This window comes from Streptomyces adustus (assembly GCF_009377175.1).
Classification (GTDB): Bacteria; Actinomycetota; Actinomycetes; order Streptomycetales; family Streptomycetaceae; genus Streptomyces; species Streptomyces adustus.
The window spans coordinates 18,881-29,705 of the sequence record NZ_VJZD01000104.1; the positions used below are offsets into that span (position 1 = coordinate 18,881).

At 76.2% G+C, this 10,825-nt stretch carries 2 protein-coding genes; both read left to right on the top strand.

Annotation, left to right across the window (positions count from 1 at the left end; translation table 11 throughout):
- Window positions 1–255: 255 nt before the first annotated feature.
- Window positions 256–7,560, top strand: coding sequence for a type I polyketide synthase (locus tag FNH09_RS24225; protein WP_152891459.1), 7,305 nt, complete (start codon window positions 256–258; stop codon window positions 7,558–7,560).
- A gap of 62 nt (window positions 7,561–7,622) precedes the next feature.
- Window positions 7,623–10,825: type I polyketide synthase (locus tag FNH09_RS24230; protein WP_238427056.1), on the top strand; the 3,203-nt coding region annotated here is incomplete at its 3' end.

Below are 10,825 nucleotides of genomic sequence, written 5' to 3' on the forward strand. Positions count from 1 at the left end.
ATCATCAAGGAATTGCTCCGATTTCCGACGCCCCTTCCGCCGCCCGCGACTGACCGAATCAATGCGCCCGCATACTGACCCGCTGGTTCAACATTGACCAGTCAGTAACAACAGGGCTACCTTTCAACGCGTTTCGAGCAGGCTCTCCCTATTCGGTGTTCCCGGGCCCCCTCGGGTCCGGCCGGAATCCGACGCGCCGCCATCGTTGTCGTACCGCACCCCCCACCATGCAGTCTCAGCTTGATTCGGAGAATCATGACGTCTGCTGTGCGTTCCGAGGACATGATCATCGGCATCACCCCGTTCGGTGAACCCGACGCCGGGCTCGCGGCGGCGGTGTGCCGGGCCGGCGGGCTCGGCGTGCTCGACCTGGGCGACGGGGACCGAAGATCCCGCGACGCCCTGGGACGGCTGAGCCGGCTGGCGCCGGGCCCGTTCGGGGTCCGGATCGGCGCCCGCTGCCGGCTGGAGCCCGCCGACCTGGTGCCGGGGACCGGTGACGCGGGCCGGCCCGACACGGTGGTGCTCGCGGTGGACGCGCCGTGGCGGGCCGCCGACGTGGCGGCCGGCCACCGGGTGCTGGTGGAGGTCACGGACCTCGACGAGGCGCGGGCCGCGGTCCGCGCCGGGGCGTACGGGCTGATCGCCCGCGGCAGCGAGTGCGGCGGCCGGGTCGGGGAACTGAGCGCCTTCGTACTGCTCCAGCAGTTGCTCGCCGCGCCCGACGTGCCGCTCCCCGTCTGGGCCTGCGGCGGGATCGGCCCCCGGACGGCGGCCGCCGCGATGGCCGGCGGGGCGGCCGGGGTCGTCCTGGACGGACAGCTCGCGCTGCTGGCGGAGTCGTCGCTGCCGGAGGCGGCCGCCGCCCGGCTGCGTTCCCTGGACGGTTCGGAGACGGTCGTGCTGGCCGGTCACCGGGTGCTGCCGCACCGTGGCCCGGACGCGCCGCGCCTCGACGGCACCGACCCCGCGGCGGTGGCCGCGGCACTGGGCGCGCAGGATCCGCGCACCCGGTTGCTGCCGGTGGGTCAGGACGGCTTCCTCGCGGCCCGGTTCGCGCACCGCTGGGGCGATGTCCGCCGGACGGTGCGCGCGCTGACCGACGCGGTGCGCGAGGTCGTGGACGACGACGTGGCCGCCCGGGCGCTGGGCGCGGGCTCCGCGATGAGCCGGGCGCTCGGCACCGGGCTGCCCGTCGCGCAGGGGCCGATGACCCGGGTCAGCGACCGTGCCGGGTTCGCGGCGGCGGTCGCCGCGGACGGCGCGCTGCCGTTTCTCGCCCTGGCGCTGGCGGACGGCGCGCGCACCCGGCAGATGCTGACCGAGACCCGGGCCGCGGTCGCCGGTCGGCCCTGGGGTGTCGGCGTGCTGGGCTTCGCGCCGGAGGAGGTGCGGACCGCACAGCTGGAGGCGGTACGGGAACTGCGGCCGACGCACGTCGTCATCGCGGGCGGCCGCCCGTCCCAGGCGCGGGCGCTGGAACGGGACGGGATCCGTACCTTCCTGCACGTGCCCTCGCCGGGGCTGCTGCGGCAGTTCCTGGAGGCAGGCGCCCGCCGGTTCGTGTTCGAGGGCTCCGAGTGCGGCGGGCACGTCGGTCCGCGCGGCAGCTTCCCGCTCTGGGAGGCGCAGCTCGCGGTCCTGGAGGACTTCCTGGACACGGCCGACGGAAACGGCGGGAACGGTGGGCGCGCCGGGAACGGCGGGCGTGACGGAGGGGACGGACCCGGCGAGAGCGGCGGGAGCGCGGCCGGGACGCTGGAGGTGTTCTTCGCGGGCGGGGTGCACGACGAGCGCTCGGCGGCGATGGTCGCCGCGCTCGCGGCCCCGCTGACCGCGCGCGGGGCCGCCGTCGGGGTCCTCATGGGCACCGCCTACCTGTTCACCGAGGAGGCGGTCGCGCTCGGCGCGATCCAGCCGCTCTTCCAGCGCCGGGTACAGGCCGCCGAGCGCACCACGCTCCTGGAGACCGCGCCCGGCCACGCCACCCGCTGTGTGCCGAGCCCCTTCACCGCCGGATACCGCGAGCACGAGGGGCGGCTGCGGTCCGCGGGCGTGCCCGACCGGCGGATCTGGGAGGAGCTGGAACAGCTCAACATCGGGCGGCTGCGCCTGGCGAGCAAGGGCGTGGACCGTGACGACGGCGGGGCGCTCGGGCCGGTCGACGAGGAACGCCAGCTCACCGACGGCATGTTCATGGCCGGAGAGGTGGCCGTGCTGCGCTCCGCCACCACCACGGTCGCGGCGCTGCACCGGGCGGTGACCGGCGGGGCCGCCGGATTCCTCGCGGAGCGGACGGCGCGGCTGCGCGAGCGGCTCGACGCCCGGCCGGGCGGCTCCGGGCCCCGGGAGCCGGTGGTGCCCGCGCCGCTGGACATCGCGGTCGTCGGGATGGCCTGCATGTTCCCGCAGGCGCCCGACCTCCCCACCTTCTGGGCGAACGTCGTCGGCGGCCGGGACGCGGTCGGCGAGGTGCCGCCCGAGCGCTGGGACCCGGCCGTGCACTACGACGCGCAGGGCACCGGCGGCGCCACCCCCGTCGGCGGCGGCACCCCCTCCAAGTGGGGCGGCTTCCTGCCCCGCATCCCCTTCGACCCGCTGCGCTACGGCATCCCGCCGGCCTCCCTCGGCAGCATCGAGCCGGTCCAGCTGCTCTCCCTGGAGGCCGCCCGGCGCGCGCTGGAGGACGCCGGATACGGCGACGGGGGGCGGGAGTTCGACCGCTCCCGCACCTCGGTGGTGTTCGGCGCGGAGGCGGGCAGCGACCTGTCGAACGCGGCCACGCTGCGCGCCGTGCTCCCGTCGTACCACGGGCGCGTCCCCGAGGGCCTGGACGCCCAGTTGCCCCGGCTGACCGAGGACTCCTTCCCGGGCATGCTCGCCAACGTGATCTCCGGGCGGATCGCCAACCGGCTGGACCTCGGCGGCGCGAACTTCACCGTCGACGCCGCCTGCGCCTCCTCGCTGGCCGCGGTGGACGTCGCGTGCAAGGAACTCGTCGGCGGCACCAGCGACGTGGTGCTGTGCGGCGGCGCCGACCTGCACAACGGCATCAACGACTACGTCCTGTTCGCCTCGGTGCACGCGCTCTCCCCCACCGGCCGCTCCCGCTCCTTCGACGGCTCGGCGGACGGCATCGCACTCGGCGAGGGCGTCGCCTGCGTGGTCCTGAAGCGGCTCGCGGACGCCGAGCGGGACGGCGACCGGATCTACGGGGTGATCAAGGGCCTGGGCAGCTCCAGCGACGGCCGCTCGCTGGGCCTGACCGCACCCCGCCCCGAGGGCCAGCGCTCGGCTCTGGAGCGGGCCTACCGCAACGCGGGCGTCTCACCGGCCGACGTCGGGCTCGTCGAGGCGCACGGCACCGGGACCGTGGTCGGCGACCGCACCGAACTGACCGTGCTCGACGAGGTGTTCAACGAGGCCGGGGCCGAGCCGGGCAGCTGTGCGCTCGGCTCGGTCAAGTCGCAGATCGGGCACACCAAGTGCGCCGCCGGACTGGCCGGGCTGATCAAGACCGTGCTGGCGCTGTACACCGGGGTCCGGCCGCCCACCCTGCACCTGGAACGCCCCAACGCGGCCTGGGACGCGGAACGCAGCCCGTTCGTCTTCCACACCAGGGCCCGGCCGTGGGCGACCCCGGCACGACAACGGCTCGCAGGGGTCAGCGCGTTCGGGTTCGGCGGGACCAACTTCCACGTGGTGCTGGGCGCGTACGCGGACGGCGCACCACCGGCGCAGGCACTGGACGTCTGGCCGGCCGAACTCTTCGTGTTCCGGGGCCGGGACACCGCGGCGGCCCACCGGGCCGTCGAGGAGCTGCTCGGGGCCGCCGAGACCGAGGGCCGGCCGTGGCGGCTGCGCGACCTGGCGCTGAGCGCGGCCCGCCGGGCCGACGTCTGCCCGGACCCGGCGCGGGTGGCGGTCGTGGCCGCGGACGTGGACGAACTGATCGTACGGCTGCGGCAGGCGCTGGCCGGGGAGCACGATCCGGCGCACGGCGTCCATCTCGCCGACCGTACCGCCGCCCGTCCCGCCCAGGACCCGGCCGAGGGCAAGGTCGCCTTTCTCTTCCCCGGCCAGGGCAGCCAGCGTCCCGGCATGTTGGCCGACCTGTTCGTCGCGTTCCCCGAGCTGCGCCACTACCTCGAACTCGGCGCCGACCGGGCGGACCTGCTGTACCCGCCCGCCGCCTTCGAGGACGGCGCGCACGACCGGCAGCGGGCGGCGCTCACCGACACCCGGGCCGCACAGCCCGCCCTCGGCATCACCGGACTCGCCGCCCACGCCCTGCTCACCACGGCCGGGGTGCGGCCGGACATGGCCGCCGGGCACAGCTACGGCGAACTGGTCGCCCTGAGCGCGGCCGGCGCCCTCGACCCCGGGACGCTGCTCGCGCTCAGCCGCGAACGGGCGGCGGCGATCCTCGCGGCCGCCGGGGCGGACCACGGAGCGGACCCGGGCACCATGGCCGCGGTCACGGCCGGCGCCGCCGAGGTCACCGAGGCCCTGCGGGCGGCGGGGGCCCCGGCCACGGTGGTCGTCGCCAACCGCAACGCGCCCCGCCAGACGGTGATATCCGGCCCGGCCGACGACGTCACGGACGCCGTACGGCTGCTGCGCGAGGCGGGCTACGGCGCCCAGCGCATCCCGGTGGCCTGCGCCTTCCACAGCCCCCTGGTCGCAGCGGCCGGCGAGCGGTTCGCGGCGGCGCTCGCGGCCCGGCCGGTGCGCGCGCCGGAGTTCCCGGTGTGGTCCAACCGCACCGCGCGCCCGTACGCCGCCGACCCGGACGCGGTACGGGCCGGACTCGCCGCGCAGATCGGCGCCCCGGTCGGGTTCGTGGAGCAGATCGAGGCGATGTACGAGGCGGGGGCGCGGATCTTCGTCGAGGCGGGTCCCGGCTCCGTGCTGACCCGGCTGGTCGGACAGATCCTCGGCGACCGGCCGCACCGCACGGTGGCCTGCGAACCGCATCCGGACGGCGGACTGCGCGGCTGGCTCGACGCCCTGGCCCGGCTGGCCGTCGCGGGGCTGCCGGTGCGCACCGGCCCGCTGCTGCGCGGCCGTGACGCCGTCGACGCGGTGCGTACGCCGGTGCCGAGGCGGCCCGGCTGGACGGTCGACGGGCAGTTGGTGCGCACCGCCGCCGGAGACCTCCTGCCCGGTGCGCTCGCACCGGCCCGACGAGTCGTGGAGACGACTGTGCCGACGAACCCCCCGCACACGGTCCCGTCCGACCGGGACGGCCACCACGGCCACCACGGTCAGGACCGTCAGGACCGTCAGGCCGCCCAGGACGCGCTGATCGCCGAGTTCCTGCGCACCAGCCGCGAGATGATCGCCGCCCAGCGCGATGTGCTGATGACCTATCTCGGAGCGGCGGCCGGGGAGCGGACGGCCGCGCCGCCCGCCGTCGCCCCGGCGCCCCCGCAGGCCGCCGCACCGCTGGTGGAACCGCCGCGTGCGTCGGTTCCGTCGCCCCTCCCACCGCAGGAGACCGGGCCGTCGGACAGCCAGGCGGTCGGCACCGGCTCCGCACCGGTGGCGGGTCCCGACGTCCGGCAGTTGGTCCTGGAGATCATCAGCGAGCGCACCGGCTATCCCCTCGACATGATCGAGCCCGATCTCGACCTGGAGGCCGACCTCAGCGTCGACTCCATCAAACGGGCCGAGATCGCCGGTGAACTGGCCCGGCGCCTGGGCGCCGGGAACGGCACGGACCTCGCCGGTCTCGACGACGCCGAGTTGGAGGAACTGGCGAAGGCGCGGACCGCCGCCGCGGTGACCGACTGGCTGACCGCACGGCTCTCCGGGCCTGCCGACGCGATCGAGTCGGCTGAGTCGGCTGAGTCGGCTGAGTCGGCTGAGTCGGCTGAAGCGAACGAGGCAGTCGAGGTGCGGCAGGCGGACGGGTCGGCCGACGCCGTGTCGGCGGCCTACGGCGCGACGGACCACGACGCGACGGTGCACGACGACGAGGTGCACGACGCGGCGGTGAGCGGCGAGGCGCCCAAGCGGTATCTGCTGCGGTCGGTGCCCCTCGGACCACAGGACGGTGCGGCGGGTCCGGCGGATCCGACGGCCGAGCTGTCCGGGACCCGGTGGGTCGTCCTCGGCGACGCTCCCGAGATCGGCGCCCGGCTCGCCGCGCACGGCGCCGACGTCGTCGTACGCGACCGGGACCATCTGCTCACGCAGGACGTCGGCCGGGTCGACGGGGTCGTGTATCTCGTGACGGGTGACACGCCGGTGCTGCCGGACGCCTTCCCGGTCCTGAAGGCCGCCCTGGCCCGGGGACCGCACCGGCTGCTGGCCCTGCGGTCCGCCCACGGCGACACGCCGGACCCGATGGCGGCGGGGCTGCGCGGCTTCTTCCGCACCGTGGCGCGCGAGTACCCGCACACGGTCGCGCGGCTGGTGGAGGTGGCGACGGCATCCGCCACCACGGACCCGCCGACCGTCAAGAACTCACCGGCCGCTACGAACCCGACGACCGGCACCGGCACCGGCACGCCGACCGTCGCCGAGGCGCTGCTGCTCGCGGACGCGCTGGTCGACGAGGTGTGCGCGCCCGACCGCACCCCGGTCGTGCTGCGTCGGCCGGAGGGCCGCTTCGGTCTGGAGCCGGCCGAGGCACCGCTGGGCCTCCTCGGCAGCACCGGCGCCGGACCGGCCGGTCCGGGGGCGGCAGAGGCCGCCGCGCTCGGCCTGGACCGGGACGCGGTGGTCCTGCTGGCCGGCGGGGCACGCGGCATCACCGCACAGTGCGCCGCTGCCCTCGCCGCGGCGGCCGGGTGCCGGCTCGAACTGCTCGGCAGGACACCCGTACCGGACGGCCCGGAGGACCCGGACACGGCCGCCGCCCGCACCCCGGCCGCCCTGCGCGCGGCGCTCGCCGCCCGCGGCGGGACGACGCCGGCCGCGATCAACCGGGCCGCCGAACTCCTGCTTGCCCAGCGGGAGATCACCGCGACGCTGACGGAGCTCACGGCGCTCGGCAGCCGGGCCCGCTACCGCTGCGTCGACTTCCGGGAGCCCGAGGCGGTGCTCCAGGCGGTGAAGGAGATCCACGCCGAGCACGGCCGTCTCGACGGTGTCGTCTACGCGGCCGGGGTGATCGAGGACCGGGTCATCGCCGAGAAGACGGCCGAGTCCTTCCAGCGGGTCTACGCCACCAAGGCGACCGGGGCCGACGCCCTGCTCACCGCGCTGGAGGAGCTGCCCCACGGGCCCGCGTTCAGTGTGCTGTTCGGCAGTGTCTCCGGTGTCCTGGGCAACCGGGGCCAGGCGGACTACGCGGCCGCCAACGACGCGCTCCAGACGCTGGGCGCGGCCTGGGCCGCCCGCACCGGGCACCGGGCGCTGACGGTGCACTGGGGACCGTGGGCGCCCGCCGCCCGGCACGGCGGCATGGTGGGCCCTGAGCTGGCCCGCGCCTACGGCCGCCGGGGCATCCGCCTGATCGACCCCGAGGAGGGCACCGCGGCCCTGCTGCGCGAGCTCGCCTGGGGCGACCCGTCGACGACCGCCGTCCTCTACACCGCCTCGGGCTGGTGAGGGCTCCGGTGACGGGTCCCGCCCAAGGCCGCGCCCAGGGTCAGGCGGTCGCCATCGTCGGCATGGCGGTGCTGCTGCCCGGCGCCCGGGACCTTGAGACCTACTGGCGCAACCTGCGGGACGGGGTGGACGCGATCGGCGAGGTGCCTCAGGGCCGGTGGGACGCCGGGTACTACCGTCCCGGCACGGCCTCCGCACCGGCTGTCGCGGACCAGGTGTACTGCCGCAGGGGCGGGTTCGTGGACGCGCTGGCCGAGGTGGAGGTGACCCGGTTCGGGATCATGCCGAACTCGGTGGCCGGTACCGAGCCCGACCAGCTCATCGCGCTGCATGTGGCCGCCGCCGCCCTCGCGGACGCGGGCGGCGTGGACCGGCTGCCCGACCGGCGGCGGATCGGCGTCGTCCTCGGCCGGGGCGGCTATCTCACCCCCGGACTGGTCCGGCTCGACCAGCGGGTGCGCACGGCCGGACAGCTGGTACGCACCCTGGGCGAACTGCTCCCCGATCTGACGGACGCTCAACTGGAGCGTGTACGCACGGCTTTCACCGACAAGCTCGGACCCGACAGCGCCGAGTCGGCGATCGGTCTGGTGCCCAACCTGGCCGCCTCCAGGGTGGCCAACCGGCTCGACCTGCGCGGCCCCGCCTACACCGTGGACGCCGCCTGCGCCTCCTCGCTGGTCGCGGTCGACCAGGCGGTGGGCGAACTCGCCTCGGGCCGCTGCGACCTGATGCTCGCCGGAGGCGTCCACCACTGCCACGACATCACCCTGTGGAGCGTCTTCTCCCAACTGCGCGCCCTCTCCCCCAGCGAGCGCATCCGCCCCTTCCACCGGGACGCCGACGGCATCCTGATCGGCGAGGGCACCGGCGTCGTCGTACTGAAGCGGCTGGCCGACGCCCGGCGCGACGGCGACCGGGTCTACGCGGTGATCCGGGGCACCGGGGTGGCGAGCGACGGCCGGACCGCGGGCCTGGTCAACCCCGATCCCGGCGGTCAGGCGAACGCCGTGCGGCAGGCGTGGCGCGCGGCCGGACTCGCCCCGGCCGCGCCCGCCTCGGTCGGGCTGCTGGAGGCGCACGGCACCGCGACCCCGGCCGGCGACCGGGCCGAACTGGCCACGCTCACCGCGGTGTTCGGCCCGGCGGGGGAATCCGGGGCGGACCGCGCGGTGCTCGGCTCGGTGAAGTCCATGATCGGGCACACCATGCCCGCCGCCGGGGTGGCCGGACTGGTCAAGGCCGCCCTCGCGGTGCACCACGCGACGCTGCTGCCGACCCTGCACTGCGAGGACCCGCATCCGGCGCTGGCCGCGACCCGCTTCCGTACGCTGGAGAAGGCCGTCCCCTGGGAGACCTCGCCCGGCGAGCCGGTGCGGCGGGCCGCCGTGAACGCCTTCGGCTTCGGCGGGATCAACGCGCACGTGGTGCTGGAGGAGGAACCGGCGCCCGTCGCGACGGTGCCCGTCCCGAAGACCGCCCGCGCGGTCGTACGAGTCGCCGAACCCGAGCGGGTCCTGCTGCTCGCCGCGGACGGCCCCGAGCCGCTCGCCGCCCTCCTCGACACCGACGACGACTCGGTACGCGCGGCCGGCCTCGACCCCGCGCTGCCGCATCCGGCCGTGGGCCGGACCCGGCTCGCCGTCGTCGACCCGACCGCGAAGCGGCTGGCCGTGGCCCGCCGGGCGGTCGGCCGGGGCCGCGCCTGGCACGGCCGGGGCGACGTCTGGTTCCGGCCCGGTCCGCTGCTCGGCCCCGGTCACGGCAAGCTCGCCTTCGTCTTCCCGGGCCTGGAGGGCGAGTTCACTCCGCGCGTCGACGACGTGGCCGCGCACTTCGGGCTGCCCGACGTGACGGCGCCCGACGGCGAGAGCGTCGCCGACGTGGGCCGGCACGGCCTCGGCGTGGTCGCCGTCGGACGCCTGCTCGACGCCGCGCTGCGGCGCACGGGCGTCGTGCCGGACGCGGTCGCCGGGCACAGCGTCGGCGAGTGGACGGCGATGACGGTGGCCGGGCTGTACTCCGGGGACGAGGTCGACGCCTTCATGGCGGACTTCGACCCGGACTCGGTGACGGTGCCGGGCCTGGCCTTCGGCGCCGTCGGCGCGCCCGCGCAGCGGGTGCTGGCCGCCCTGGAGGAGGAGTGGGCGGGCGCCGGTCTGGTGCTCTCCCACGACAACGCGCCGGGCCAGTCGATGGTGTGCGGACCGGACACGGCGGTCGAGGCGTTCGTACGGTCGTTCCGGGCGCGCGGGGTGCTCGGCCGGGTGCTGCCGTTCCGGTCCGGCTTCCACACGCCGATGCTGGCGCCGTACCTCGGGCCGATCAGACAGGCGGCGCAGCGCTTCCGGCTGCATCCGGCGAGCGTCCCGGTGTGGTCGGGGACGACCGCGGCGCCGTTCCCCGAACGGGAGGTGGAGGTACGGGAGCTGTTCGTCCGGCATCTGCTGGAGCCCGTGCGCTTCCGGCAGTTGGTGGAGTCGCTGTACGCGGCGGGGCACCGGACGTTCGTCCAGGTGGGCCCCGGGCAGCTCGCGTCGCTCGTGGGCGACACCCTGGCCGACCGCGACCATCTGGCCGTGGCCGCCAACTCCCCGCACCGCACGGGCCTCGCCCAGCTGCGCCGGGTGGCGTCCGCGCTGTGGACGGCGGGGGCGGCCGTGGCCCCCGTCCTGCCGACCGGGACCCGACCGGGATCCGCGGCTGGAACCGGGCCGGGATCCCCCGGCGGAACCGGGCCGACGTCCGCCGCCACGGCCGGACCGGGATCCGCCGCCATAACCCAGCCGGAACCCACCACCGGAACCGCACCGGAGCCCGCCGCCCCAACCGAGCCGGGATCCGCCACCGGAGCCAGGCCGAGATCCACCACCACGCCCGAGCCAGAACCCACCACCGGAACCGCACCGGAGCCCGCCGCCACGGCTGGACCGGGATCCGCTGTCGGAACAGGCACGGGATCCGCCGGAACCGGGGCGGGATCCGCCCGGGCCGGGCAGGATTCCACCGTCGGCCCGCTGCCTTCTCGGGCGCCCGTGCGGCTCGACCTCGGCGGGGCGCTAATCTCGCTCGAAGGGCCGGAACTGGCGCGCCTGCGCGCCGAGTTGCGGGCGACTCCCGCGGCTCCAGGCGCCGCCACCCGGTCCGTGCTGGGCACGCTCACCGACCGGTTCCCCGCCGCCGCCGAGCTGGACGCCCTGCTGCGCGACACCGCGGACACGGCAGCCGCGCTCATCACCGCGCGAACCGCTCCCCGCCCCCGGCC